The organism is Thiothrix caldifontis (genome assembly GCF_900107695.1).
GTDB classification, from domain to species: Bacteria; Pseudomonadota; Gammaproteobacteria; order Thiotrichales; family Thiotrichaceae; genus Thiothrix; species Thiothrix caldifontis.
On the sequence record NZ_FNQP01000004.1, the window covers coordinates 1 to 23,475 of the forward strand.

Below are 23,475 nucleotides of genomic sequence, written 5' to 3' on the forward strand. Positions count from 1 at the left end.
TTCTGCTGATCGTCAAAGGCGCGAAGGCACAGGCTGAAGCCATCCGGGAAGAATGCAGGCAGGTACTCGAAGACGGCCTGAAGCTGACCCTGAACATGGACAAGACCAAAATCACCCATGTGAACGACGGCTTCACATTCCTTGGACACCGGATTATCCGCAAACGCAGCCGTTACGGCACGATGCGGGTGGTCACGGGCATCCCCAAGGAAAAAGCCCGCAACTTTGCCGCCTCCCTGACCCAAATGCTATCGGGCGATTACGGTGACAGCAAGATCGACAAGGTGGAAAAGCTCAATCAGAAGCTGAAGGGCTGGGCAGATTTCTACCAGTTCGTCGACTTCAAGGCGAAGGTCTTCAGCCATATTGACCGGGTAGCTTTCTGGAAACTGGCGCATTGGCTCGCCCACAAATACCGCTCGCGTATCAAACCGCTGCTGCGCCAATGGTGCAAACGCCCGGCAGGCACACAGGCCAAAACCTGGGTGCTGTTCGGCAAAAGCAACCGTGGGCAATGCTGCGGGATTGAACTGCTGCGCTTGGTGGGCAGGCCAAAGAAGCTGTTCCGTTGGCGGCTGCCCAATGGCAATCCCTACCTGAGGACAGAAGAGCGTAACACGTTCACTTCCCGCTATCCCGATGTTGCCAGAGCTTTCAGCCCTGCTTGAATGGAGAGCCGGATGCGCTGAAAGGTGCACGTCCGGTTCGGGGAGGAGAGGCAGGGAAATAGCCCGACTACGCCCTGTCTCTTACTCCACTAGATCAGAAGCCAAGGAAAGAATTAGGGTCAACAAAAAACATGCGCCGCCACGCCTGCTGACGGCTGGAGTCGTATAACCACGGTTGCGGATATAAGGTGCGAATGTCGTAATGCAAATGCGGTGGCTTGCCTTGCGCGTTACCACTCGTACCCACCGTACCAATGTTTGCCCCCACAGTTACCCATTGCCCGTTGTTGACCTTGATGGTTTGCAAGTGTGCGTAATAGTGGATACGCCATTTTGCCCCCAAAACAGCCACCACATTACCACCCAAACTATCCACTCCACTGCGGACTACCAACCCTGCGGTACTTGCCTGCACGGGTGTGCCTTCTTTGGCAAAAATGTCGATGCCTTTGTGTGTACCGGAACGCCCCCACGGGTAATACCAAAAGGACTTTGGGTTCCAATCTTTGGCGCTTGCACCTTGCACAGGAATCTGCGGTATTTCGGGTAACAAAAATATGGCAACAATACCCAAGAACCCCAACACAGCGCTGAACTCCAACCAAGTATACAAACTGCGGCAAGTCGTTTTCATTAAGTGTTTAACTCCTCATTGATTACCCACCATTTTAAAAAATAAATTTGCAGTGAATATGCAGTTTTTATGACTATTTAGGCGCATTCACGCCTCTGTACCTACCACAACAGGGTTATTGGCATCGCACCGCCCTACCCCGATAATCTTGACTCATTATCTGGGAAATAGGTACACACACCTTGCAGCTTTCCAACGAAGACAACCTGCGGCTCAACGTCCTGCTTGCCCAACCGCTGCAAGCCGTGCGCATCAACGAGTCCACCATGACCGTCCATGCCCTCACCGAGCGGGGTGAAGCGAAAGTGCGCCTCAACCCCACAGCGCGAGACGAGCAATACCTGCGCTGGGTACGCGAATTACTCTCCATGAAAGTCACCGGCTCCCCCGGTGGCTACCCGATTTTCCTGAAACGTTGGACGCGCATGGGTCACGCCCGTAACAGCCTCGACCAAATGCTGCTCCTTGGCGAACCCGAAGCCGTCGCTGCCGTAGTCTACACCCCCGGTTTAAGCCACGACATCGCAAAACGCGCATGGTGGGCAAGCCCCAGCGCCACCAATGCCCGTTGCCTGTTAGAAAACCCCGAAGTCGTCGCGGGCGAACTCGGCAAAGAACTCACCGCTTACCTGCTCGAATTCCTGCCCTTTGAAGAAGTCCAGCTCGACGTAGTAGATACCGTGCGCCTCTGCTTGCAAGGTGAACTCATATCCCCCAGTGAGCGCAGCAAACTCTGGGAACGCGCCAAACGCAAAAATCCGTTCTACATCGGCTTTTTGCACGCTGATCCGGCTTATATTCCGCTGCCGGTCAAACCACACCGTCAATACCCTGAAGTGACAGCCCAACTGGCAAGCCTCAACACCAGTGGCAACCTTTACACACAGGCATTTTGCGATATTCTCAGCCCCAATGGGCAAAATTGGCTACGCACCCTGCAATTCGCTTTAGAAAAACCCGTGGATCAGGATGTGGTGATCTCACTGTTTATCGCCATTGGCAAACACTTCGCGCTCCCGCTTCCCGAATTCAGAGGCGTGCGGGAACTCGATACGGCGGTGACACGCGCCGAACAATTTTGCCATGCCGACTGCCCCCCTGACGTAAAAACGCTGCGTGATACCTTGAATCCTGATACCTTGCCCCTATTTAAGGCTATGTTAATACTCGCGCAAATGGGGGAAGATTCTCTCATTCCATATTTTGGCGGCAACGACTCGGTCGGTTCAGTGATGCGTAAACGCCTCGAACCCTTGATCAAACCCTTGCTGGCGCAAACCACCCTTTTACTGAAATAGGTAAGTACACCATGCCCTACTACGTGTTCAACATCACTCAACCCAACCCAATGATCAAAAATCTGGATCTGCAGCAAGCCTGTGAAACTTATCCAGAAGCCCGTGAACTGGCTCGCAGCTTACGTGCACAACAAGAACCGGGTGACAAAACCATCGTCAAAATCGTCTTCGCCGCCAGCCAATTGGAAGCCGAAGAAAACCTGCACGAAGTCCGCGAAAAACCCATCCTGATGGAATGGGAAAAGTAAGCATCACGTATGGATGAAGACCAATACCGCACGGTTTACCGCGAAGTTAACGCCAACCGTTGCGTATTCGAGAAAGCGTTAAATAATCGGCGTTGCGATTGCAGTCGCCACGAGCGTTTCCTGCTGGCAACCCGTGAAGCAGTGGGCTGTAAATCAGAAGCCAGCCTCGCCAATTGCACGGTTTTTTTAGACACATTGCGTGAAAAATCCCGCTTTGCCCTGCGTGAAACCCTGATTGATGGTCCATTGCCGCACAATAAGGAACTCAAAGTGCAAGCAGGTGGCACCTTAGCCCTGCAACAGCACCTTTTTCCTGAGCAAGCAACCGAAAAAACCACGCAAGACATCTACGCATTGATCAACATCGCGCTCTCAAAATACGCTAACATTGCCGATTTCCCGTATGGCGAACTCGTCAAAGGTGTCGTCCACTACGAAAGCCGCCCCAAACGTGGCAAGTAAACATACCCAGTTTTAGGTGACAAATGGATCGTTTCCCCGTTTTTCTTGACCTGCATAACCGTCAGTGCCTTGTGGTTGGCGGTGGCAAAGTAGCCGAACGCAAAGTAGACAGCCTGCTCAAAGCCGGTGCAACCGTGACGTTGGTATCGCCGTTCATCACCTCAGAAATGGCGAGTACCATCAACGGTTATAAGGTCAAACATCATACGCGCCCATTTGAAGACAGCGACATTGACGGGCAATTTCTGGTGATTGCGGCAACTAATAATCCCAGCATAAATGCACGGATTGCCCGCATGGCAGACGCACGCAATATGCTGGTAAATGTGGTGGATGATGCAACCGTCGGCAATTTCATTATTCCCTCTGTCGTGGATCGCTCCCCCGTGATGGTTGCGGTATCCACAGGCGGTGCATCCCCGGTGTTGGCTCGGCAATTGCGCATGAAGCTGGAAACCATGATTCCCCCGCAATGCGGCGAACTGGCAGGTATCACCGAAGAATACCGCGATATTGTGAAAAAGCACCTGCCCGAAGCACAGCGCAAAACCTTCTGGGAAAAAGCTTTAAAAGGGCCGTTTGCCGAATTGGTTTACGCAGGTCACGTCGATGATGCGCGGCGTTTGCTGGATGAGATGCTCGCCAGCTACCCTGATGGGCAAACGATGGGCGAAGTGTATTTGGTCGGCGCAGGCCCCGGCGACCCTGACTTGCTGACATTTAAAGCCTTGCGCCTAATGCAACAAGCGGATGTGATGGTGTACGACCGCCTCGTCTCCAAGTCGATTTTGGACATGGCTAACCAACGCGCCGAACGCATTTACGTTGGCAAAGAAAAAGCCAGCCACGCCGTGCCGCAAGACCAAATCAACGACTTGCTGGTGAAACTCGCCAAGCAAGGCAAGCGCGTATTGCGTCTGAAAGGCGGCGACCCATTCATCTTCGGGCGCGGCGGCGAAGAAATCGAAACGCTGGCAGAAAATGGTGTGCCGTTCCAAGTTGTCCCTGGCATTACGGCGGCTTCTGGCTGTTCGTCTTATGCGGGGATTCCGCTCACCCATCGCGATTACGCGCAATCCTGCACTTTTGCCACCGGGCATTTGAAAGATGGCAGCATCGACTTGAATTGGGCGCAATTGTCGCAGCCGAATCAAACCGTGGTATTCTACATGGGCTTGACCGGCATCGAAGTGATCAGCCAGCAATTGCAAGCCTTCGGACGTTCCGGCGACACGCCAGCGGCATTGGTCGAGCAAGGCACAACCCGCAATCAGCGCGTCCACATCGGCACGATTGCCACCTTACCGCAATTGGTGAAAGATAGCGGCGTTCGCGCCCCCACCCTCACCATCGTCGGTGAAGTGGTTAATTTGCATAGCAAATTGCACTGGTACGAACCGCAACGCCACGTCATTGCCAGCGAATTCAGCCTCGATCACCCTGTCGCCCCTGTGGAGGTATAAGCCATGTCTGAAACCCGTATCAACGTTGAAACCTTCAAACAAAACTTGAATGCCACGGGGCAAGATTTCAAGCACAACATGAGTTCCGAAGGCAGTTGCTCCGAAAACGAACCCTACGCCATGCAGGTTATTGACGACAGCATGGAGCCGGAATTCGCCAAAGGTTGTGTGATCGTGATTGACCCGACCGGGATTGTGCGTGATGGCGCGTATGTGTTCGCGATTGACGACAAAGACGAATACATTTTCCGCCAGTTGCGCATTGTCGAAGGCAAGTACATCCTCGTTGCCCTTAATGACGACTACGAAGCCATCGAAATCAGCGGCATGAAGCGCATCGAAGGCGTGATTACCCAACGTTCGGCGGGCAGTTATCGACCACCCAACGGTAAACGCCGTTCTTACCACAAGTGGTACGACAAATGACGATTATGTACGGCATCCCCAATTGCGACACCGTAAAAAAAGCCCGTGCCTGGCTCGGTGAACGCAGTATTGAATACACTTTCCACGATTTTCGTAAGGATGGCGTAAATCCGGTCTGGTTACGCGCATGGGTAGCAGAATTCGGCTGGGAAACGCTGGTAAACCGCAAAGGCACGACTTGGCGCAAACTGCCGGAAGAAACCCGCGAAAACATGGATGAAGCCATTGCTTTGGCAGTGATGGAAGAATTGCCGTCGATCATTAAACGTCCGCTGCTCGATACGGGATCGCGGCATGTGGTGGGCTTTTCGCCGGATGCTTACCGCCAGCTTTTTCAAAATTAAAACACGAGATTCTTTGATGTCCGCTACTCTCGATCTTGCTATCGACCTGATTTCACGCCCCTCCATCACCCCATTGGATGAAGGTTGCCAGCAATTGCTGGCTGACCGCCTTGCGCCGCTGGGCTTTGTTGCCGAGTACCTGCGCTTTGGCGATGTGAATAATATTTGGCTGCGTCGTGGCACGACCTCCCCCGTGTTTTGCTTTGCAGGGCATACCGATGTTGTTCCCTCCGGCCCGCTGGACGCGTGGGATAGCCCTCCATTCCAACCGGAAATCCGTGACGGAATGCTCTATGGGCGTGGCGCGGCAGATATGAAAGGCAGCATTGCCGCATTCACGATTGCTTGCGAAAACTTCGTGCGCGAAAATCCAGAGCATCAAGGTTCGATTGCGTTTTTGATCACCAGCGACGAAGAAGGCCCTTCCATCAATGGCACAGTCAAGGTCGTGGAAGTGCTGGAGCAGCGCAACGAGAAAATCGACTGGTGCTTGGTCGGCGAACCTTCCAGCACTTGCTGCGTGGGTGACGTGGTGAAAAACGGGCGGCGTGGCTCACTCAATGGCGTACTAACCGTGATCGGGCAACAAGGGCATGTGGCGTACCCGCATTTAGCAGACAACCCCATTCATCGCGCCGCGCCTGCGTTGGCAGAACTGGTAAGCATTGAATGGGACAAGGGTAACGAGTTTTTCCCGCCGACCAGCTTCCAAATTTCCAATATCAAGGGCGGGACGGGTGCAAACAATGTGATTCCGGGGACACTGCACGTGGAATTTAACTTCCGTTTTTCGACGCAACAAACTGAAAGGGGATTGCGCGAACAGGTGGAGGCAATCTTCAACCGCCACGGGCTGAAGTATGAATTAAAGTGGACGCTTTCAGGGAATCCTTTTTTGACAACACGCGGGGAACTAATCGATGCGAGTGTCGCCGCGATTCAAGCAGTGAGTGGGCAAACCACGGAGTTATCGACTGCAGGTGGGACATCTGATGGGCGCTTCATCGCACCCACCGGCGCTCAAGTAATGGAGTTAGGGCCGGTCAATAAGACTATTCACAAAATAAATGAATGCGTTGCTATAGTGGATTTGGATGCATTAACGGTTATTTACCAGAAAATTCTAGAGCATCTACTCGTGAAAAATGTGCCGGGATAAGTTCCCGACACCTTTTTAACTGGGCTTTAGTGCAACATTATTTGAAGGTTTTACGAGGTCGCCCACGTTTACGCTGGGTGATCTGACCTTCTTCTAACTCTGCGGTTGCCCACTCTGTTAGACTTTTGTGAATGTGTTCAGCCACTACCTGTAAGCGATCCTCTAAAGCTGCTCGAAAAAAGGCTTCACGCTGCTCACTGGCTCGTAATGCTTCACGCAACTCACGAACCTCTTCTTTATAATTCGTATCCAGCTCTTCAAGCTGGCTCCGTAATTGATTAATTTTATGTGTCAGTTCTTCCCTAATTTTGCGCTTTTCTTCCGCTGCTTGTGTTCTCACGTCAGCAAGCGTACTGGATGTTGCACCTTTTGGGCGTCCTCTGCCACGTTTATTAAGCAAATCGTCTGTCTGCATGTGATGTCTGACCTATTTCATTGTCTTGGCTATTGTTTGGTAGCGTCGTCATGCTGGGCATTCCGTTCATATAATCCGCAGTTCTCACTGTTTCTCCCTCACAAGAACACATAAGTTGTTGCTTGATACTGACTGTCGATGAATTATTATCTGAATAAATATTCAACATTTCAAGATGATATTGGAAACTTATTCAAAAATAAATAAAATTATCCAATCAAATTGTTTAATAAATACATTAGTAGTCACAAATACTGTTACTGCTATAAATTGATCTGTCGCAAGTGTGAATAGGTTACACTTTTTTTTGTTACCGTTTCAATTAAAAAGCATATCACTACAGAATATTTATCATTGAGTCTAGAGACAGAGTATGCGATGTTAGGGCGCTTTAAATGCTGCATGGAAAGCATGAGAATCAAATTACCCCAGCGTTTCTTGCTTAGCACACTCACAGGCGTAGCGTGTAGTAGTAGTCCTGCCATTGCACTTGCCCAAACAGGATGGATGGCTTGCCCTGTACCCACAGCGGATGCTGCGCATGAAATTCAGCGCCCTAGCCACTTGCCTCCCCAAGCGGTTTATATTGAAGCAGACTCTGCATTGTTTCGCAGCCAAGGCATTTCCACCATGAGCGGAAATGTACATATTTCTCAAGCAAACAAAACCTTACAAGCCGACCAAGCAAGTTATGAACAGCCAGCGGGTATTATCACGGGTTCTGGTGAAGTCAGCTTTAGTAGTGACAATATGCAAGTCCGTAGTCGGGAACTCCACTACAACCTGCCCCAAAATACAGGTGAAATGTTAGCGGCAGAATACTACTTACCGCAAGCTAATGGTCAAGGCGTCAGCAAACGTGTCGTACAAGAATCACCCAACCTAACCCGGCTAGACGACTCCACCTACACAACGTGTCCAGTGAACCAAGCCGATTGGAGCTTGAATGCCAGCACGATCAAACTGGATCATACTCAGGAACGTGGCACAGCCCGCAATGCCACTTTAAAAATCAGAGGCTTACCGATTTTATATTTACCGTACTTCTCTTTCCCACTAACCGATGCGCGTAAATCTGGCTTTCTCTGGCCGACTATTAGCACCAACGAACGTTCTGGGCTACAACTCAGTGCACCTTACTATTGGAATTTTGCACCTAACTACGACCTGACGCTAACCCCTACGCTATTAGGCAGGCGTGGTTTACAATTAGGCACCGAAGTACGTTATCTAACAGAAAAACATCACGGTGAAGTCAATTACGTCCTTTTACCTAATGACAACGCCAGTGACAAAAACAATCGTTACTACTTTAATGTCCATAACGACACCCGCCTAGGCGCAACCTCTAGTTTACAATTAAAGGCAGAAGGGGTTTCTGATGACCAATATTTCGTGGATCTGGGTAACTCCCTAGAAGCCACCAGTGTGGTCAATCTAGAACGACGCCTAGAATACCGAACTGCCAGCGATAATTGGTCATTTTCCAGCCTATTACAAGATTATCAAGTGCTGGATGGCGGCATTGCGCCTCATGCAAAACTACCGCAATTGCTACTACGCTATCACCCACCCCGTAAAGGTAACGGCTTAAATCTGGATGCAGAAACCGAATACACCCAATTTAGCGGCAGCACCACCGAAACCAATGGCACACGCTGGGATTTTGTGACACGTGCCAGCAAACCCTTTGTCACCGAGTCTGCCTACATCAAACCATCACTGACATTGCGGCATACTGAGTACCACCTTGATGATACCGACAACACGCACATTAGCCGCTCGTTGCCCAGTGCCAGTCTCGATACTGGATTGTTTTTTGAACGTAATATCAAGCAAGGGCGCTATATCCAAACGCTGGAACCGCGTTTGTTCTACACCTACACGCCCTATCGTGATCAAAGCAATATCCCCGTATTTGACTCCTCGGCACGCAGTTTGAGTTACAATCAATTGTTTGCTGAAAACCGCTTTACGGGTAAGGATCGCATCGGGGATGCCAACCGTCTTACAGCATCCGTTTCCACCCGTATCCAATCACCCGAAGATGGGCGCGAATTGTTCCGTGCCAGCATTGGTCAGATGTACCATTTTGATGAGCGCAAAGTCACCCTCCCTGATGAAGCCCCCCTGCAAGGCAACCGTTCCGAACTCATTTTGGAAGCGGCGGGGGAGATCAACCCACGCACACGTCTAAGTACCACTGCTTATTGGGATAGCAAGGAAAATACCGTTAATGCCGGGGAAGTGCGTATTAACTATAAAGATGATAAGAAACGCCTACTTAACGTCGGTTATGCGCAACGTAAAGACAATTTTGAGTCCGTCAACCTATCTTTCGCAGTACCCGTCAACCAAAATTGGAAAGCTGTCGGCGCATGGGAACATGACCTGCAAAATGATCGTGACCTCGAAACCGTAATCGGTGCAGAATATGAAAGTTGCTGCTGGAAAACCCGCGTCGCCAGCCGCAATTACCTGCTCCCGGACAACACTACCCGTGACAATGCCGTGTTTGTCGAATTTGAGCTGAAAGGACTGGGCAACTTCGGCAGTGGTACTCGTGACCTGCTGCAAAATCGTGTGCATGGATATGAATAAACTAACGCTTTCCCCCTTACTTAGCGCGACGGCCTTGGCTTTGCTACTCACCGTCCACCCCGTCCAAGCTGATAACACCGCAACCCCACTTGACCAAATTGCGGCAGTCGTCAACAGTGATGTCGTCATGATGAGCGAAGCCCAGCAACGCGCCCAAATCCTGCGCTCTTCCAGTCAAGCGGCGGCAAGCCTTGCAGCACCCGTCCTCCTGAAACAAGCAGTCGACAACCTGATCCTTGAAAAACTGCAAATTCAGCAAGCCGATGCGGCTGGTATCCAGATCGATGATGTCACCCTGAACAAAACCATTGCCGGTATCGCCCAACGTAACCAACTGAGTCTGCCCGCTTTTCAACAAGCTCTGCAACAAGAAGGCATCGACTATGCAGAATTCCGCGAACAAACACGTCGCAAATTGATGGCAGACGCTTTACGTAAACGTGAAGTAGAACGTCGGGTACAAGCCACGTCCGCCGAAGCCGCTGGCACGCAAGCAGAGGAGCAATTTCAGGCATGGTTACAAGAATTGCGCAACGAAGCTTACGTGGAATACCGCATTCCGGTGGAACGTAGCGGCCTGACGCTACAATAGGCAAACACGATGACAACCAACAAGCTACGTATCGCGATCACTGCTGGTGAACCGGCGGGCATCGGCCCTGACATTATTCTGACTCTCTTGCAACAACAGCAGTGGGCGGCTGATTTAATTGTCATTGCCGACCCGGCGGTATTACGCGAACGCGCTCAACAACTAGGAATTCAACTACGTCTACGCCCTTATGCACCTGATGAAATACAACGCCCTTGCGTAGCGGGTGAGTGTTTCATTTTACCTGTTGCCTGTGCAGCACCTGTCACGACGGGTGTTCTCAATCCGGCGAATGCAGAGTACGTGCTGCAAACCCTGCGTCGGGCGGTCACGGGTTGTCTGACGGGCGAGTTTGCTGCAATGGTCACCGCTCCCTTACACAAAGGTGTGATTAATGATGCAGGAATCCCCTTTACAGGACATACCGAGTTCTTAGCAGAACTGACTGATGCTGCGTTACCGGTCATGATGCTAACCGCTGGCACATTGCGGGTAGCATTGGCAACAACCCATGTTCCGCTGAGCATGGTGAGTTTCTTGATTACGCAAGCATTACTGGAAGAAGTACTAACTATCCTGCATCACGATTTGCAAACGCAATTCGGCATTGCCAACCCACATATTCTTGTTTGCGGCTTAAACCCTCATGCGGGTGAAGGCGGGCATTTAGGCATGGAAGAAATTGAAGTGATCACGCCTGCCATCCAACGCTTGCAGCAACAAGGCATGAAATTGACCGGGCCATTACCGGCTGACACCTTATTCACTCCTCGGCACTTACAAGGAGCCGATGCCGTACTCGCTATGTATCACGATCAAGGCTTACCGGTGCTCAAATACGCTGGTTTTGGGAAAGCTATCAATATTACCTTAGGATTGCCGATTATTCGCACCTCTGTCGATCATGGTACTGCACTGGATTTGGCAGGCACAGGCAAAGCTGAAACGGGCAGTTTACGTGAAGCCATTCAACTTGCTGTACAGTTAGGCATGAGTCGGGCATAAAAAAGGGCATCCCGAAGGATGCCCAACCGCTAGGAGGATATAACCATCACCTGTTTAAGACATAAAGTGCTGCTTATATCATTCTGACGAGGTAACTAGTTGGTCGCTATTGAAGGAATATTGGTTCATAATAATATTCATATATTTTAATGATTAGAATATAACTAAATACTAATACACATATCACAACAAAGCAAGGTAATTGTCAAGAGGTTTTTATTGAATGTCCAACAAACAACAACTTGTTATCGTTATCGCCCTACTCTGTGGGTTAGTTTTACTCTGGTTTCTCAAGCAAGACCCCGCTTTAAACCATCTCAATACTGCTCTGAAAAGCGACACGGTTTTACAAACCTACCCTTATACGTTCCGTACCATCAAAATTGAAAACGGTGTTGCCACCCTTACTAGCCCACGCTCGCCACAAGTCTCAGTATTGCAATTCTTGCAGATAGTCAAACCGCATCTGGATACCGACAACCCTGATAGCCCAACAATGATTGCTGCACAAAAAGAACTGGCACAAGTACAGGAAAAAGCAGCCGAAATTGCCAAAGCACAACCCGGAATCAAAGACGTTGAATGGGAAATTGACCGGAGTTGGTATGCCAGTCACGGAGTGACCGTGGAATGATACCCCCGTATCAGACTGATAATTCCCGCCCCCCTAACAATAAAGCGAATTCCAGCATTTCATCCCACAGCCGTTGCGGGTGACGCGATACATCTTGTCCTACCCCTTTGCTATGCTGGTCTAGTCGCGCAGCCAGTGCAAACAAACGCTGCCAATCTGCGGCTAACATGCGCCGCAATGCCGTTTGAAATAAGCCTTGGCGAGCTTTAGGCATTCGCAGCAACAAGGCTTGGTTAGAGACATTATTGCGGATGTTTTCACACCCCGCATAAAGCTGGCGAAGTAGATCGGCTAACGCCCAAACCAATAACGGGGTTGCGGTATCCTCTTCCTGCAATACCAACATAATATGACGAATGCGGCGGGCATCTTCGGAAAGTATTGCCTCAGCAAGATCAAATACGCTAAACCGAGAGTTGTCTTCCACGACTGCCATGATGCTCGCAGCTGTCATGGGGCGGCTACCGTAAAGTAACACCAGCTTGCCAATTTCCTGCACTGCCGCTAATAAATTACCTTCTACCCGTTCGGTCAGATAACGTACCGCTTCATTATCGGGCTGCAATCCAGCCTGCTTCATACGCCGGGCGATCCACGCTAAGGTTTGTGCAGGGGATAAATCCCACACTTGCACACTCACCCCCAATTGCTCAACTTTTTTGACCCATGCGGTACTTTTACACGCTTTATCTAAGCGTCCGGTCTGAAGCAGCAGTACTCTGTCAGCGGGCAGGTAATCAAGGTAATGCTGTAAGGCTTTAGTACCTGACTGTCCTGCTTTACAGGTAGACATCCGCACATCCAGCAATTTTTTATCCGCAAACAATGACAGCGCTCCTGCGGCATCGTATAACGTTCCCCAATCAAATTGCGCATCCACCATCAGCACATCTCGTTCACTAAATCCTCTTCCTGCCGCCGCTTTACGGATAGCATCAGCGGTTTCCATCACTTGCAGCGGTTCATCCCCGCTAATCAAGTAAACGGGGGCTAGCGTATGGCGAAGATGATCTTCAATCTGTTCAGCGCGAACTTGCATAGGTATTATTCAATAGAGTCAAAAGAAAAATACTAGCATATTAGGCTTTTTAGGTGATTTTTGTTTAGAATCGCCGCTTAAATTAACCCAAGTGCTTGCTCACACACAAACTAAACCCATGAAAATCACTTATTGTTCTCATTTTTTGGCGGTATTGACCTTGTCAGTGGGTCTCATCACGCAGACAGCCGCAGCCCAAACAGATGCTGTCTGCCAGTCACAAGTATTGTCACCGGCGCAATTTCGCCCTAGCAGTGAAAATGTCATCGTTCACGAACCCAGTACCCGCTACACTACTACCCCCCTCCAGATGGGCTATGGAGAAAGCAAAGTAAAAGTAGCGGACGCTTACCTAGAATACACCATCATTCCCGCTAAATTCGGTGAAGTCACCGAAACTATTGAAGTTGAACGTGAACGGGTTGAAATTGAAACGCTACCTGCCACTTACCGCACTGAAACCAAGCGCCTCAAAATAAAAGAGGCCACCAAGCGTTGGAACCCTAACTGCCCAGCTTTCTTAGCTGAACAAGGTAATTTACCGGAAAATTGCTTGCTAGAAGTCCCTGCGGAATACACTAATGTTACCCGCGAGGTCATTGATACACCTGCTCGCACGGTTAAAAAAGTTATTCCTGCACGTACCGAAACCATCACCCGTAAAGTCTTGTTAGAACCAGCAAAAATTGTGCGTAAGGAAATTCCTGCTGTTTACACGACCATAAAAATTGCGCGGGTCGAACAGCCTGCCAAAATCACCACATCCCAACAAACCGCCAAAACACAAAGCATTCCGATACAGCAAACTCTGCGCCCAGAGCGCCTAGTCACTATGCCTGCACTCTGTGAGGCAGCAATTTCCCCAGAAACCATCCAACGCTTACAAACCTCTCTGCAACAACGGGGGTATTACCCAGAAACTCCCGATGGAGAACTCGGCACTAAAACCCGTACAGCACTGACGCGCTTTCAGGAAGATAACAATCTTGCCAGCGGTGCTATCACCCTAGAGACACTGCAAAAATTGCAGCTTCAATAGAGACTTGCGCGAGTTTCCTGCTAAACTGTGGCGAATTTAAAAATACTAGAATCAAGGAGTCATCATGTCAGAACAGAGCGGAATCCTGATCGGCAAAGGCGAACATCAGGTTTTCCTGAATCCGCGTTTTGCTAACCGCCATGGCCTTATTGCAGGTGCTACTGGCACGGGTAAAACCATTTCCCTGCAAGTGTTAGCGGAAGGATTCTCACGAATTGGTGTACCTGTCTTCATGGCGGACGTAAAAGGTGATCTGACCGGTATCAGCACCCCCGGCAAACCTCACCCTAAAGTAGACGAGCGTGTTGCCAAGATCGGCATCGACAATTTCCAGTTTGAAGGTTGCCCGACGGTTATCTGGGATTTATCCGGCGAACGCGGGCATCCAGTGCGTGCCACCATTTCTGACATGGGCCCACTACTGCTGGCACGTCTGCTTGATCTGAATGATACTCAGGAAGGCGTGTTGAATATTGCGTTTAAGTTTGCGGATGATCAAGGCATGTTATTGCTTGATCTCAAAGACTTACGCTCGATACTTCAATACCTAGGTGAAAATAGCAGAGAATTTAGCAATGCTTACGGCAATGTCAGCTCCGCTTCTATCGGTGCGATTCAACGGCAATTGCTGGTATTGGAACAACAAGGTGCTGACCAGTTTTTCGGTGAACCAGCACTGGATTTATGGGACTTCATGCGCACCGGTACAGGTGGCTATGGTAACGTCAACATTCTCGCCGCAGACCGCCTGATCAATACCCCGCGCCTGTATTCTACTTTCCTGCTGTGGCTGCTCTCTGAACTGTTTGAAGATCTACCTGAAGTCGGCGACCTCGATAAACCTCGCCTCGTCTTTTTCTTTGACGAAGCCCATTTATTATTCAATGGCGCACCTAAAGCCTTGGTGGAAAAAGTTGAACAAGTCGTCAAATTGATTCGTTCCAAAGGCGTTGGTATTTACTTCATCACCCAAACCCCGCTGGATGTACCCGAATCCGTGTTGGGGCAACTCGGCAACCGCATTCAACACGCCTTACGTGCCTTTACACCGCGTGATCAAAAAGCCGTGCGTACCGCTGCCGAAACCTTCCGGCAAAACCCTACGATCAATACTGCTGAAACCATCATGCACATGGGCGTGGGTGAAGCGTTAGTATCGGTACTCGATGACAAGGGTACGCCGACTATTGTACAACACACCTTAATTCGCCCCCCACAATCACGTATTGGTCCACTCACTGACGCTGAACGCGCCGAACTGTTACGCACCAGCCCCTTTGCAGGTCGTTACGATACGACAATTGACCGCGAATCGGCTTACGAGATGCTACAAAAACGTGCGGAAACCGCTGCTGAGGAAGCTGCGGCTATGGAAGCAGAAGCTGCCGCACAAAAAGCCGCTCGCCGCACTAGCAGTTCCAGTCGACGTGCTAACCCAGAACCTGAAAGCTTACTCGGCGGGCTTGGAGAAGCGTTCGTGAAAAATGCGGTGAAAGCGGCTACTTCCAGCGCAGGGCGACGCATAGGAACGCAAATCGTGCGCGGTCTACTCGGCTCCTTGTTTAAAGGGCGCTGAGTAATCGTAGGTAAAACGCTGGCATTTTCACACCGGATTGCTGCATATCGGCACATTTCGGTGTAGAATGCCGTACTTTTACGGTATTTGAGAGCAAAGGCAGATTCTAATGGCAAGCATTCTTCTGCTCAATGGGCCAAACTTAAACCTGCTAGGCAAACGTGAACCAGGACACTATGGCAGCATGAGCTTGCCCGATATTGAAGCACGCCTAACTGCACTGGCTCATCAGCAACAACAAACCTTGCTGTGCTACCAACATAATGCTGAAGGGGCTTTGGTTGACCGTATTCACCAAGCATTGGATGAACAGATTGATTTCATTCTAATCAACCCCGGCGCTTACACCCATACCAGCATAGCCCTACGGGATGCCTTGCTGGGTGTTGCCATTCCCTTTATCGAAATACACTTATCCAATGTGCATCGCCGTGAACCTTTTCGCCATCACTCTTATCTGTCTGATATAGCCGAAGGCGTCATTTTAGGTTTGGGTACATTGGGCTATGAACTCGCACTGTATGCCGCTATACAGAAACTCAACAAACACGACAGAGCATTAACCCATGATGGACGTTCGTAAAATACAAAAACTAATCAGCTTGCTGGAAGGCAGCGATGTCGCCGAAATCGAAATCAAAGAAGGCGAAGACTCGGTACGCATCAGCCGTGTCAATTCTGGCATGACCTTAGCCAGTGCACCACTGCAACACTATGCACCACATCCAGCACCGATGATGACAGCACCGGTTGCTGCACCTGCACTGGCAGCGGCTGAACCTGTTGCTGCCTCAACACCTTCAGGTCATGTTGTCGAATCACCAATGGTCGGTACGTTCTACCGAGCCTCTTCACCAACGGCCAAAGCCTTTGCCGAAGTCGGGCAAAGTGTGAAAGTCGGTGACACTTTGTGCATTATCGAAGCCATGAAAATGCTTAACCAGATTCAATCCGACGCATCTGGTGTCATCAAAGCCATTCTGGTTGAGAATGAACAACCTGTCGAATTCGGGCAGCCGCTGTTCATCATTGAATAATCGTTGCGATTGGCTAACACCTTCGAGGTGACAACATGTTAAATAAAGTACTAATCGCAAACCGGGGCGAAATCGCTCTGCGTATTTTGCGTGCCTGCCGTGAACTTGGCATAAAAACCGTGGCGGTACATTCCACTGCTGACCGCGACCTTAAACACGTGCGTTTAGCAGATGAATCGGTGTGCATTGGCCCGCCGCGCTCTATTGATAGCTACCTAAATGTCCCTGCCATCATCAGTGCAGCAGAAGTGACCGGCGCCGATGCCATTCACCCCGGCTACGGCTTTTTGTCAGAAAATGCGGATTTTGCCGAACGGGTTGAATCCAGTGGTTTCATCTTCATCGGCCCTCGCGCTGAAACCATCCGCTTGATGGGTGACAAAATTTCAGCGAAGGATGCCATGATTGCAGCAGGCGTCCCTTGCGTACCCGGCTCAGAAGGCGGCACACCCGAAGATCCCGAAGAAATTCTCAAAATGGGTACACGCATTGGCTATCCCCTGATTGTCAAAGCAACCGGCGGGGGTGGTGGACGCGGGATGCGTGTGGTGCACTCCGCTGACGAACTGGTAGCAGCCGTTACCCTCACTCGAGCCGAAGCCAAAGCAGCCTTTGGCAATGATGTAGTGTTCATGGAAAAATTCCTGCAACGCCCACGTCACATCGAACTGCAAGTATTGGCGGATTCCCACGGCAACGCGATTCACCTGTGCGAGCGCGATTGCTCGATGCAACGCCGTAACCAAAAAGTAGTGGAAGAAGCCCCTGCCCCGTTCATTACCGAAGAACAACGCGCCCGCATTGGCAACCGTGTTGCCGAAGCTTGCCGCAAAATCGGCTACCGTGGCGCAGGTACGTTTGAGTTTCTGTACGAAGACGGCGAATTCTATTTCATCGAAATGAATACCCGCTTACAGGTCGAACACCCTGTTACCGAACTGATTACCGGTGTTGATCTGGTCAAACAGCAATTGCTGATTGCTTCCGGTGAAGTGCTTGCCTTGCGTCAGGAAGACATCAAACCGAATGGTCACGCCATTGAATGCCGTATCAATGCAGAAGATCCACAAACGTTTGCACCATCGCCCGGCAAAATCACCCGTTACCATGTACCGGGGGGCCTAGGTGTGCGCGTGGATTCGCATATTTACGCGGATTACAGCGTGCCACCGTACTACGACTCCATGATCGGCAAGCTGATTGTCCACGGGCAAGACCGCGCAACCGCGATCAACCGGATGCACGGCGCACTCAGTGAAATGGTCATCGAAGGCATTAAAACCAATATCCCGCTGCAAACCCGAATTATGGAAGATCCTGCTTTCCGCGCTGGTGGTGCTGATATTCACTACCTTGAAAAAATGTTGGGAATGCACCAATGAGCTGGCAACAACTGCTTTGCCAAACGACGTCACAACATCAAGAAGCAGTTGTAGAGTCGATGGAAGCTGCTGATGCCGTTTCCATCACTTGGCAAGATGCAGAAGATGACCCCATCCTTGAACCACGCCCCGGCGAGATGCGCCTGTGGAACAATCTGGTTGTCACTGCGCTGTACAATGAAGAAACTGATCTCAGTGCGCTACTCTTGTTGCTGGAAACACAAAAGAGCGCGTGGGATATTACATCGGTACAATTGGAAATTGTCGAGGATCAACCTTGGGAACGTGCTTGGATGGACAGTTTCCAGCCCATGTGCTTTGGAAAACGCCTATGGATTTACCCAAGCTGGTTTGAAATTCCCAATGATGACAGCGTGAAATTGCTTCTCGACCCAGGCCTTGCGTTTGGAACAGGCACACACCCCACCACCGCTCTCTGCCTAGAATGGCTGGATAGTCAGGACATGGTTGGCAAAGAAGTGTTGGATTACGGTTGTGGTTCTGGCGTGTTGGCCATTGCTGCGCTCAAACTAGGCGCAAAGCAGGCGGTTGGTACGGACATAGACCCGCAAGCTTTGCAAGCAACGCACGATAATGCCGAACGTAACAGCATTAATCCTGCACAATTACAGACTTGTTACCCGGAAAAACTCCCACAGCAAACGTGGGATATTGTTATGGCGAATATCCTTGCAGGCCCTTTGGTAGAGCTTGCACCAGCATTGTTAAGCGTCTTACGCCCCGGTGGTCAATTAGTTCTCTCAGGCATTCTTGCTGAGCAGGCAGAGGCTATCAAAAGCGCTTACCAACCCAGCCTCACGGATTTTTCCATTGTACAAAAAGATGACTGGATTCGTGTCAGCGGTATTTACCGTTAATCTGTACTTTTTGTGCAGCAGCAAACTAAATGTTACTTTTTAGCGCCTAAGCTAAGCATTTTTGCCCGATAACAACTAGAATAAAGCGATTATTCAAATGGCGCGGAGTCATGTATACACAGTGTAACCACTGCAACGCGATTTTTCGCGTCACCATGAAAGAATTGACAGCAGCACAAGGCCTGCTGCGTTGCGGTGAGTGTGACAATATTTTCGACGCCATGAAAAGTCTAAGCCAAACACTCCCTGAAGAGCGTCGCTTTGCCAAATTAGGTACTGCAGTATCCGTGGACTTAAGCGATGTAATGAGTAATACCTCAAGCCAACCCATCCGCCGCCCCACAATCCGTTTACCACACCTAACGTTACAGCATCCGCTAGGATATTATTTATTGCGCATTGGAGTAGTCGTTCTAGCACTTTTATTACTATTACAAGCGCTCTATAGCAGCCGTCATTGGTTAGCAAGACAGCCAGTGACAACCACATTAACTCGCCAAATCTGTGAACTATTGGGTTGTACCATCACTCCACCGCGTGATATACGCAAAATCAATCTGTTGAGCCGAAATATCTATTCACACCCTAATACCCCTAAAGTACTCACGATCAGTGCAGCCATCCAGAATGATGCAGCGTTCCCGCAACCGTACCCATTAATTGAAATCAGTTTTTTAGATCAAAATAATGCAGTACTAGCATTGCGCCGCTTTTCACCAGAAGAGTACATTCAAGATTTTAATGGAGAACTTATGCAAATTGGTGTTCCTGATGAGCTATTGCTAAATATTACTGACCCCGGTGAAACAGCAGTACGTTTTCAATTTCGCTTCATGTGAATAAAAAATAGGACACTTGACCATAATTTTTTTAATAAACAGCTAAACGATCAACGAAATTTCTGTTTATTCTGATCAATTCCGCTATAATCCGCCCCGCGTAAATTGCAGGTTAGTGTTAGAACGATAAGTGCTACAACAAAAACCACTAACCATCGCCACTCACTGTTGGAGATAACAATGGCAACTGATAATGTAACCTATCTAACAAGAAAAGCTGCGCTACCCGTTGATGGTATCGAGCCTTATATCCCTGAACCGGGCGAAGAGTACATGAACGAAAAGCAACTCGCGCATTTTCGTAACATTCTCGTCGCGTGGAAAAAATCCCTGATGGAAGAAGTCGATCGCACGGTCGATCACATGAAAGAAGACGCCACTAACTTTTCTGATCCAGCCGATCGTGCTACTCAGGAAGAAGAGTTCGCCTTAGAACTGCGGGCGCGTGATCGCGAACGTAAACTGATCCGTAAAATCGAAAAAACCATTGCACGTCTGGACGATGATGATTATGGCTACTGTGACGCGTGTGGGGTTGAAATTGGTTTGCAGCGTCTGGAAGTTCGCCCCACTGCTGAACTTTGCATCGACTGCAAAACCACACAAGAAATCAAAGAAAAGCAGATGGCTGTCTAAAGGCACTACAAACCTTGCTGACGATTGGCCGATTTGCCCCCTCACCCACTGGGCCATTGCATTTTGGCTCACTGGTTGCCGCTACCGCCAGTTATCTGGCGGCACGGCAGGCGCAAGGGAAATGGTTGCTGCGTATCGAAGACATCGATAAACCCCGAGAACAATCCGGTGCTGCGAATGCCATTATCCAAACCCTAGGCTCTTATGGGTTTGAATGGGATGGCGACATCCTCTACCAAAGCCAACGCCAAGATGCTTACCGTGCCTCACTTGCCGCCTTGCAAACACACACTTACCCCTGCACCCGTTCACGCAAAGGCTTACCGACCTTGCCCGCTATCCGCGTGCGCACGCCGGATGATCCCATTTGCTTCACTGACAACATTCAAGGCAACTATTGCCAGCGCCTAAGCCGCGATGTGGGCGATTTTGTGTTGCTACGCGCTGATGGCTTATTTGCTTACCAATTAGCCGTAGTAGTCGATGATGCTTTTCAGGGGGTGAATCAAGTGGTACGCGGGGCTGATTTGCTGGATAACACCCCCCGGCAAATTTGGCTGCAACAATTACTGGGTTTACCGCAACCGAATTACGCGCATGTGCCATTGGTGTTAAACGAATTCGGGCAAAAACTGAGTAAACAAAACCTTGCTCCCGCACTCAACACCAGCGAACGCTTGCAAACATTGGTAGCCGCACTCCGGTTTCTCCAACAACCCTGCCCCGATGCTTGCGAGTTTTCCAGCCTCAGCGCGTGTTGGGGTTGGGCAATCGCACATTGGGATATGCATTACCTCAAACCTTCACAGGCATAAACATGGCAAACAATCACTGGCGCACCTTTCCCCGTTGGATGCTTGAAGAGCATGAAATCGAACTGCAATTTAATGCACAACTCGCTACCGGACGCGCCGCAGAAGTGACTGCCCGCATCCAACGCGAACCCGCCACGCTGCAAGTCGTATTGGCATTGCTGGGAAACCCTAGCACGGCATTGAGCACCCGCATCGGCATTGGTGTGGTCATGGAAGACCTTGCGGGGTCAGCATTGCTCAAAAGCGCTGTAGCGACACTGGGGGAATTAAGCCAACACCCCGATGTCACGATTCGTTCGGATGCTTGTCATTACTTGGGATTAAGTGGCGATGCCCGTGCAATGCCATTTTTACAAGCGCGTCTGCACGATCAGGCAGCCGAGGTGCGCGACGTTGCCGCTGATGCATTGGCAACCCTTACACCGGATAGCCCGCCAAGCGATTGATGGTTTGCGCCAGTTCAATATCGCGGTGGGTAATGCCGCCAGCATCGTGCGTGGTCAGGCTGATAGCTAAGGTTTTGTACACATTGCACCATTCCGGGTGATGGTTCATGCGCTCCGCGACTAGCGCCACTTGCGACATAAAACCAAACGCTTCGACAAAATCGGCAAAGGTCAGCACACGGTGTAACTTGCTGTCACGCAATACCCAACCCGGCAAACCTTCCAAAATAACTGCCAGCGCTTCATCGTTTAATTTTTCAATCATGGTTTGCTCCTAATAACACCACGGCATGGGCAGCGATGCCTTCCTTACGCCCGGTAAAACCTAATTTTTCAGTGGTCGTTGCTTTCACATTGACTTGATTCAGCGCACAGCCCAAATCAGCCGCAAGGTGTTCGCGCATGGTCAAAATATGCGGTGCCATTTTGGGCGATTGCGCAATAATCGTGCTATCAAGATTGATCACGCCATAGCCTTGACTGCGCACCAGTCCGACGACGTGACGCAACAAAATTCGGCTATCAATGTTAGCGTATTCGGCGGCGGTATCGGGGAAATGTTGCCCAATATCACCCAACGCCAGCGCCCCCAATAAGGCATCACAAATCGCGTGCAACAACACATCCCCATCCGAATGCGCTTTGAAAGCGTGCGTATGCGGAATCTTGACGCCGCCCAGCACCAGATGATCGCCTGTCGTGAAGGCGTGTACATCGTAGCCATGCCCAATGCGCATCATGCGACTTCACCTTTATTGCGTTTGCCGAGAATTTTCGCGCTCATGAATGCCCCCGCGTATAAACCAATGCTGAGGAAAATCAGCGCGTAACCGTACAAGCGTTCTTGCGGGTCTAACACCACCCAAATGCCCAGCAGCAGATACAGCAACGACATTAACACGGCGAATACATGGGTTTGCGCGTTGCCCTGCACAATACCGCGCACCAGCAATGCTAACGGGGCAAGTAACAGCGGAATTTCCAACCACAACGGTACGTGTTGCACGCTGGCAAGCAGGCCATTCCACACCACAATCAAACCGATTAACCCCAACAGGCTGAATAAGGTCAGATTACGCCACAAGGGAAGTTTATTCATAGTTTGTGTGCCAGTTGCGCCAAACGCTTGCCAAGGGCAAAGCACAGGCGTTTCTCTTCATCCGTCAATGGGCGATTGCTGTCACTGCCGGACACATGCGTCGGGCCATACGGCGTACCACCGCTTTGCGTGCTGATTAAATCCGATTCAGAATACGGCAACCCAGTGATGAGCATTCCGTGATGCAAGAGCGGCAACATCATCGACAACAACGTGCTTTCCTGACCGCCGTGCAAGCTGGAAGTGGACGTGAAAACCCCAGCAGGCTTGCCCGTGAGTGTGCCAGACAACCACAAGCTGCTGGTTTTTTCGAGGAAATATTTCAACGGAGCCGCCATATTGCCAAAACGACCGGGGCTACCGAGCGCGAGTGCATCGCACTGCTTCAAATCCTCCAGCGTCACGTAGGGTGCGCCGCTGGCGGGGATGGTGTCTGCAACCGCTTCGCACACTTCAGAGATTTCCGGCACGGTGCGTAATAGCGCTTGGGTGGCGGTGATACTTTCGACACCACGCGCCAGTTGTTGCGCCATGCTGGAAACGCCACCGTGACGGCTGTAATACAAAATCAGGACAGTTTTCATCGGGTTTCAAATACCTTTTTGAGTTGCTGTGCAATCTAGCGGGATGCTGGCTTGGGTGCAAGTGGGGATGCAACAAACGCGGAAGACCTAAAGATGCATCAAATGCCACCATCATTATTGATTAAAACTATGGTGGTGTTACAATAAATATAAGTA

Annotated in this window: 29 protein-coding genes; 22 read left to right on the forward strand and 7 right to left on the reverse strand. The window is 50.3% G+C overall.

All coding sequences use genetic code 11. The annotated features are described in order from the left end of the window. Positions 1 to 668: group II intron maturase-specific domain-containing protein (locus tag BLV87_RS03915; protein WP_281241306.1), on the forward strand; the 668-nt coding region annotated here is incomplete at its 5' end. 94 nt (positions 669 to 762) lie between these two features. Here the strand turns inward: BLV87_RS03915 and BLV87_RS03920 are convergent. Further along, positions 763 to 1,302: a M23 family metallopeptidase gene (locus BLV87_RS03920; protein WP_093065638.1), complete on the reverse strand. Its 540-nt coding sequence runs from the start codon at positions 1,300 to 1,302 to the stop codon at positions 763 to 765. 182 nt (positions 1,303 to 1,484) lie between these two features. Here BLV87_RS03920 and BLV87_RS03925 point away from each other — a divergent pair, with 182 nt between their 5' ends. The 7 genes from BLV87_RS03925 to dapE are packed head-to-tail and all read left to right on the forward strand — an operon-like array spanning position 1,485 to position 6,702. Further along, positions 1,485 to 2,600 (forward strand): hypothetical protein, encoded by a 1,116-nt coding sequence (locus BLV87_RS03925; RefSeq protein WP_093065640.1) that lies wholly within the window; start codon positions 1,485 to 1,487, stop codon positions 2,598 to 2,600. Between the two features lie 11 nt (positions 2,601 to 2,611). Then, positions 2,612 to 2,848, forward strand: a complete 237-nt coding sequence (locus BLV87_RS03930) for a hypothetical protein (protein ID WP_093065642.1) — start codon at positions 2,612 to 2,614, stop codon at positions 2,846 to 2,848. A 9-nt stretch (positions 2,849 to 2,857) separates the two neighbouring features. Next, positions 2,858 to 3,310: a hypothetical protein gene (locus tag BLV87_RS03935; protein WP_093065644.1), complete on the forward strand. Its 453-nt coding sequence runs from the start codon at positions 2,858 to 2,860 to the stop codon at positions 3,308 to 3,310. A 23-nt stretch (positions 3,311 to 3,333) separates the two neighbouring features. Next, positions 3,334 to 4,773, forward strand: a complete 1,440-nt coding sequence (gene cysG / locus BLV87_RS03940; protein ID WP_093065646.1) for a siroheme synthase CysG — start codon at positions 3,334 to 3,336, stop codon at positions 4,771 to 4,773. A 3-nt stretch (positions 4,774 to 4,776) separates the two neighbouring features. Next, a complete protein-coding gene (locus BLV87_RS03945) occupies positions 4,777 to 5,199 on the forward strand; it encodes a S24 family peptidase (protein WP_093065648.1) in 423 nt (140 codons plus the stop codon). Then, complete coding sequence (locus tag BLV87_RS03950) at positions 5,196 to 5,543, forward strand: ArsC family reductase (protein ID WP_093065650.1); 348 nt, start codon at positions 5,196 to 5,198, stop codon at positions 5,541 to 5,543. Before BLV87_RS03945 ends, BLV87_RS03950 begins: the two co-directional genes overlap by 4 nt. A 16-nt stretch (positions 5,544 to 5,559) precedes the next feature. Beyond that, positions 5,560 to 6,702, forward strand: a complete 1,143-nt coding sequence (dapE, locus tag BLV87_RS03955) for a succinyl-diaminopimelate desuccinylase (protein WP_093065652.1) — start codon at positions 5,560 to 5,562, stop codon at positions 6,700 to 6,702. Between the two features lie 37 nt (positions 6,703 to 6,739). Here the strand turns inward: dapE and BLV87_RS03960 are convergent, their stop codons facing one another. Then, positions 6,740 to 7,117, reverse strand: coding sequence for a DNA-binding protein (locus BLV87_RS03960; protein WP_093065654.1), 378 nt, complete (start codon positions 7,115 to 7,117; stop codon positions 6,740 to 6,742). 411 nt (positions 7,118 to 7,528) lie between these two features. Here BLV87_RS03960 and BLV87_RS03965 point away from each other — a divergent pair, with 411 nt between their 5' ends. The 4 genes from BLV87_RS03965 (at position 7,529) to BLV87_RS03980 (ending at position 11,949) form a co-directional block, all read left to right on the forward strand. Then, positions 7,529 to 9,718, forward strand: coding sequence for an LPS-assembly protein LptD (locus BLV87_RS03965; RefSeq protein ID WP_093066023.1), 2,190 nt, complete (start codon positions 7,529 to 7,531; stop codon positions 9,716 to 9,718). Further along, positions 9,705 to 10,310 carry a SurA N-terminal domain-containing protein gene (locus tag BLV87_RS03970; protein WP_093065656.1) on the forward strand — a complete coding sequence of 202 codons (606 nt, stop codon included), beginning with the start codon at positions 9,705 to 9,707 and terminating at the stop codon, positions 10,308 to 10,310. Before BLV87_RS03965 ends, BLV87_RS03970 begins: the two co-directional genes overlap by 14 nt. A 9-nt stretch (positions 10,311 to 10,319) precedes the next feature. Then, positions 10,320 to 11,315, forward strand: coding sequence for a 4-hydroxythreonine-4-phosphate dehydrogenase PdxA (gene pdxA / locus BLV87_RS03975; RefSeq protein WP_093065658.1), 996 nt, complete (start codon positions 10,320 to 10,322; stop codon positions 11,313 to 11,315). Positions 11,316 to 11,538: 223 nt separating this feature from the next. Continuing rightward, on the forward strand, positions 11,539 to 11,949 hold the full coding sequence (locus BLV87_RS03980; RefSeq protein WP_093065660.1) for a hypothetical protein: 411 nt from the start codon (positions 11,539 to 11,541) through the stop codon (positions 11,947 to 11,949). Positions 11,950 to 11,959: 10 nt separating this feature from the next. On the opposite strand, the gene holA is transcribed toward BLV87_RS03980, so the two are convergent. Next, positions 11,960 to 12,988: a DNA polymerase III subunit delta gene (gene holA / locus BLV87_RS03985; RefSeq protein ID WP_093065662.1), complete on the reverse strand. Its 1,029-nt coding sequence runs from the start codon at positions 12,986 to 12,988 to the stop codon at positions 11,960 to 11,962. A 118-nt stretch (positions 12,989 to 13,106) separates the two neighbouring features. Here holA and BLV87_RS03990 point away from each other — a divergent pair, with 118 nt between their 5' ends. From BLV87_RS03990 to BLV87_RS04035, 10 genes are all read left to right on the forward strand, one after another. Then, positions 13,107 to 14,027 (forward strand): peptidoglycan-binding domain-containing protein, encoded by a 921-nt coding sequence (locus BLV87_RS03990; RefSeq protein WP_093065664.1) that lies wholly within the window; start codon positions 13,107 to 13,109, stop codon positions 14,025 to 14,027. 64 nt (positions 14,028 to 14,091) lie between these two features. Beyond that, positions 14,092 to 15,603, forward strand: coding sequence for a helicase HerA-like domain-containing protein (locus BLV87_RS03995; protein WP_093065665.1), 1,512 nt, complete (start codon positions 14,092 to 14,094; stop codon positions 15,601 to 15,603). A 109-nt stretch (positions 15,604 to 15,712) separates the two neighbouring features. Beyond that, on the forward strand, positions 15,713 to 16,186 hold the full coding sequence (gene aroQ / locus BLV87_RS04000; RefSeq protein WP_093065666.1) for a type II 3-dehydroquinate dehydratase: 474 nt from the start codon (positions 15,713 to 15,715) through the stop codon (positions 16,184 to 16,186). After that, positions 16,170 to 16,640 (forward strand): acetyl-CoA carboxylase biotin carboxyl carrier protein, encoded by a 471-nt coding sequence (gene accB / locus BLV87_RS04005; protein WP_425441519.1) that lies wholly within the window; start codon positions 16,170 to 16,172, stop codon positions 16,638 to 16,640. Before aroQ ends, accB begins: the two co-directional genes overlap by 17 nt. Positions 16,641 to 16,675: 35 nt before the next feature. Further along, positions 16,676 to 18,022: an acetyl-CoA carboxylase biotin carboxylase subunit gene (accC, locus tag BLV87_RS04010; RefSeq protein WP_093065667.1), complete on the forward strand. Its 1,347-nt coding sequence runs from the start codon at positions 16,676 to 16,678 to the stop codon at positions 18,020 to 18,022. Beyond that, complete coding sequence (gene prmA / locus BLV87_RS04015) at positions 18,019 to 18,900, forward strand: 50S ribosomal protein L11 methyltransferase (RefSeq protein WP_093065668.1); 882 nt, start codon at positions 18,019 to 18,021, stop codon at positions 18,898 to 18,900. The genes accC and prmA overlap by 4 nt, the downstream gene beginning before the upstream one ends. Before the next feature lie 110 nt (positions 18,901 to 19,010). Further along, a complete protein-coding gene (locus BLV87_RS04020; protein ID WP_093066027.1) occupies positions 19,011 to 19,739 on the forward strand; it encodes a zinc-ribbon and DUF3426 domain-containing protein in 729 nt (242 codons plus the stop codon). 180 nt (positions 19,740 to 19,919) lie between these two features. Then, positions 19,920 to 20,375, forward strand: a complete 456-nt coding sequence (gene dksA, locus BLV87_RS04025) for an RNA polymerase-binding protein DksA (protein WP_093065669.1) — start codon at positions 19,920 to 19,922, stop codon at positions 20,373 to 20,375. A gap of 14 nt (positions 20,376 to 20,389) precedes the next feature. Beyond that, the gene (locus BLV87_RS04030; protein WP_175517832.1) at positions 20,390 to 21,190 is read left to right on the forward strand and encodes a glutamyl-Q tRNA(Asp) synthetase; all 801 of its coding nucleotides are present in this window, start codon (positions 20,390 to 20,392) and stop codon (positions 21,188 to 21,190) included. Positions 21,191 to 21,192: 2 nt separating this feature from the next. After that, a complete protein-coding gene (locus BLV87_RS04035; RefSeq protein ID WP_093065670.1) occupies positions 21,193 to 21,636 on the forward strand; it encodes a HEAT repeat domain-containing protein in 444 nt (147 codons plus the stop codon). On the opposite strand, the gene BLV87_RS04040 is transcribed toward BLV87_RS04035, so the two are convergent. Genes BLV87_RS04040 through wrbA form a run of 4 tightly spaced genes read right to left on the reverse strand, consistent with a single transcriptional unit; the run spans position 21,608 to position 23,319 of the window. Continuing rightward, positions 21,608 to 21,901 (reverse strand): 4a-hydroxytetrahydrobiopterin dehydratase, encoded by a 294-nt coding sequence (locus BLV87_RS04040; RefSeq protein ID WP_093065671.1) that lies wholly within the window; start codon positions 21,899 to 21,901, stop codon positions 21,608 to 21,610. The genes BLV87_RS04035 and BLV87_RS04040 overlap by 29 nt on opposite strands. After that, a complete protein-coding gene (gene ispF, locus BLV87_RS04045; protein WP_093066031.1) occupies positions 21,894 to 22,373 on the reverse strand; it encodes a 2-C-methyl-D-erythritol 2,4-cyclodiphosphate synthase in 480 nt (159 codons plus the stop codon). The genes BLV87_RS04040 and ispF overlap by 8 nt, the downstream gene beginning before the upstream one ends. Then, positions 22,373 to 22,735 (reverse strand): DUF2069 domain-containing protein, encoded by a 363-nt coding sequence (locus BLV87_RS04050; protein WP_093065672.1) that lies wholly within the window; start codon positions 22,733 to 22,735, stop codon positions 22,373 to 22,375. Before BLV87_RS04050 ends, ispF begins: the two co-directional genes overlap by 1 nt. Continuing rightward, positions 22,732 to 23,319: an NAD(P)H:quinone oxidoreductase gene (wrbA, locus tag BLV87_RS04055; protein WP_093065673.1), complete on the reverse strand. Its 588-nt coding sequence runs from the start codon at positions 23,317 to 23,319 to the stop codon at positions 22,732 to 22,734. The genes BLV87_RS04050 and wrbA overlap by 4 nt, the downstream gene beginning before the upstream one ends. Positions 23,320 to 23,475 lie beyond the last annotated feature (156 nt).

What these genes read in the sequence shown, in the direction of transcription:
- BLV87_RS03990 (WP_093065664.1), top strand. Translation starts at nt 13,107, where the DNA reads ATGAAAATCACTTATTGTTCTCATTTTTTGGCGGTATTGACCTTGTCA.
- BLV87_RS04035 (WP_093065670.1), top strand. Translation starts at nt 21,193, where the DNA reads ATGGCAAACAATCACTGGCGCACCTTTCCCCGTTGGATGCTTGAAGAG.
- BLV87_RS03980 (WP_093065660.1), top strand. Translation starts at nt 11,539, where the DNA reads ATGTCCAACAAACAACAACTTGTTATCGTTATCGCCCTACTCTGTGGG.
- aroQ (WP_093065666.1), top strand. Translation starts at nt 15,713, where the DNA reads ATGGCAAGCATTCTTCTGCTCAATGGGCCAAACTTAAACCTGCTAGGC.
- dksA (WP_093065669.1), top strand. Translation starts at nt 19,920, where the DNA reads ATGGCAACTGATAATGTAACCTATCTAACAAGAAAAGCTGCGCTACCC.
- BLV87_RS03965 (WP_093066023.1), top strand. Translation starts at nt 7,529, where the DNA reads ATGAGAATCAAATTACCCCAGCGTTTCTTGCTTAGCACACTCACAGGC.
- accB (WP_425441519.1), top strand. Translation starts at nt 16,170, where the DNA reads ATGATGGACGTTCGTAAAATACAAAAACTAATCAGCTTGCTGGAAGGC.
- prmA (WP_093065668.1), top strand. Translation starts at nt 18,019, where the DNA reads ATGAGCTGGCAACAACTGCTTTGCCAAACGACGTCACAACATCAAGAA.
- BLV87_RS04020 (WP_093066027.1), top strand. Translation starts at nt 19,011, where the DNA reads ATGTATACACAGTGTAACCACTGCAACGCGATTTTTCGCGTCACCATG.
- BLV87_RS03970 (WP_093065656.1), top strand. Translation starts at nt 9,705, where the DNA reads ATGGATATGAATAAACTAACGCTTTCCCCCTTACTTAGCGCGACGGCC.
- BLV87_RS03930 (WP_093065642.1), top strand. Translation starts at nt 2,612, where the DNA reads ATGCCCTACTACGTGTTCAACATCACTCAACCCAACCCAATGATCAAA.
- pdxA (WP_093065658.1), top strand. Translation starts at nt 10,320, where the DNA reads ATGACAACCAACAAGCTACGTATCGCGATCACTGCTGGTGAACCGGCG.
- wrbA (WP_093065673.1), bottom strand. Translation starts at nt 23,319, where the DNA reads ATGAAAACTGTCCTGATTTTGTATTACAGCCGTCACGGTGGCGTTTCC.
- BLV87_RS03935 (WP_093065644.1), top strand. Translation starts at nt 2,858, where the DNA reads ATGGATGAAGACCAATACCGCACGGTTTACCGCGAAGTTAACGCCAAC.
- dapE (WP_093065652.1), top strand. Translation starts at nt 5,560, where the DNA reads ATGTCCGCTACTCTCGATCTTGCTATCGACCTGATTTCACGCCCCTCC.
- BLV87_RS04040 (WP_093065671.1), bottom strand. Translation starts at nt 21,901, where the DNA reads ATGATTGAAAAATTAAACGATGAAGCGCTGGCAGTTATTTTGGAAGGT.
- accC (WP_093065667.1), top strand. Translation starts at nt 16,676, where the DNA reads ATGTTAAATAAAGTACTAATCGCAAACCGGGGCGAAATCGCTCTGCGT.
- holA (WP_093065662.1), bottom strand. Translation starts at nt 12,988, where the DNA reads ATGCAAGTTCGCGCTGAACAGATTGAAGATCATCTTCGCCATACGCTA.
- ispF (WP_093066031.1), bottom strand. Translation starts at nt 22,373, where the DNA reads ATGCGCATTGGGCATGGCTACGATGTACACGCCTTCACGACAGGCGAT.
- BLV87_RS03945 (WP_093065648.1), top strand. Translation starts at nt 4,777, where the DNA reads ATGTCTGAAACCCGTATCAACGTTGAAACCTTCAAACAAAACTTGAAT.
- BLV87_RS03950 (WP_093065650.1), top strand. Translation starts at nt 5,196, where the DNA reads ATGACGATTATGTACGGCATCCCCAATTGCGACACCGTAAAAAAAGCC.
- BLV87_RS03995 (WP_093065665.1), top strand. Translation starts at nt 14,092, where the DNA reads ATGTCAGAACAGAGCGGAATCCTGATCGGCAAAGGCGAACATCAGGTT.
- cysG (WP_093065646.1), top strand. Translation starts at nt 3,334, where the DNA reads ATGGATCGTTTCCCCGTTTTTCTTGACCTGCATAACCGTCAGTGCCTT.
- BLV87_RS04050 (WP_093065672.1), bottom strand. Translation starts at nt 22,735, where the DNA reads ATGAATAAACTTCCCTTGTGGCGTAATCTGACCTTATTCAGCCTGTTG.
- BLV87_RS03960 (WP_093065654.1), bottom strand. Translation starts at nt 7,117, where the DNA reads ATGCAGACAGACGATTTGCTTAATAAACGTGGCAGAGGACGCCCAAAA.
- BLV87_RS03920 (WP_093065638.1), bottom strand. Translation starts at nt 1,302, where the DNA reads ATGAAAACGACTTGCCGCAGTTTGTATACTTGGTTGGAGTTCAGCGCT.